We start from the raw sequence: 919 nt of genomic DNA on the forward strand, positions 1-919 counted from the left end.
TAAGTGGCGTCCCCAAGGGGATTCGAACCCCTGTTACCGCCGTGAAAGGGCGGTGTCCTAGGCCTCTAGACGATGGGGACGCAGAAAACTGCTACCCTAGGACAAACACTATGCAAATTGGTGGAGCTATGCGGGATCGAACCGCAGACCTCTTCGCTGCCAGCGAAGCGCTCTCCCAGCTGAGCTATAGCCCCAACTTTGCATACACACTACCAACTAATGCTGACGTGTATCGCTGAGTGCGGGGCGCATTCTATGCAGCCCCCCAAATAAAGTCAACAGTTTTTTATCTAACTTTATTTAAATGATTTAAATTTCAACAAGCTGACTAAATAACACCCCAAGGAGGAGCTATTTTATACAATCCACTAATAAATAGCTGAATTTTACATATTAGCGTGCTGTTTAGATTTTATTGTGCCTCAATGAAAGGAGGTTTCGCTTACTAAAAGGTATACATTTATATGGAAAACGGCGATATCTTAATTTTATAACTAAATTGATCATTCTTCCCCTCCCCCACGCCCTTTTAATTAACGTTAAAAAAGAGCACTGCGTTGTACTTATTTATACAACCGACAAATGCATTTACATATAAACAAAACTAACACAGCTCATCCCCGCTAAAGTAATTGACCCCAAACAGCCTAAAAGTCAGCTTGCGTATAGAAGGAAGAGCACTGAATTGCATAATTGTTCATCAAAAAATGTAAAAAAGCCATGTCGTTGTTTATAAAAGCTGCATCTAGCACATTTTTACTCATTCAAGTGTTGACACATTTACAACTCTATCTATAATAGCGCCCCACAACAACGCAGCAATGAGTTGTTTTTTAGATATGGGTCGTTAGCTCAGTTGGGAGAGCATCGCCCTTACAAGGCGAGGGTCACTGGTTCAAGTCCAGTACGACCCACCATT

3 tRNA genes are annotated in these 919 nt (G+C 42.0%); 1 reads left to right on the plus strand and 2 read right to left on the minus strand.

From position 1 onward, the window contains the following. Window positions 1-4 precede the first annotated feature (4 nt). Window positions 5-80 (minus strand) — tRNA-Glu (locus tag BM378_RS02950). A 38-nt stretch (window positions 81-118) separates the two neighbouring features. After that, window positions 119-194 (minus strand) — tRNA-Ala (locus tag BM378_RS02955). A gap of 647 nt (window positions 195-841) precedes the next feature. Between BM378_RS02955 and BM378_RS02960 the strand changes: the two genes are divergently transcribed. Further along, a tRNA-Val gene (locus BM378_RS02960) sits at window positions 842-917 on the plus strand. Window positions 918-919 lie beyond the last annotated feature (2 nt).

The organism is Pseudoalteromonas lipolytica (assembly GCF_900116435.1).
Classification (GTDB): Bacteria; Pseudomonadota; Gammaproteobacteria; order Enterobacterales; family Alteromonadaceae; genus Pseudoalteromonas; species Pseudoalteromonas lipolytica.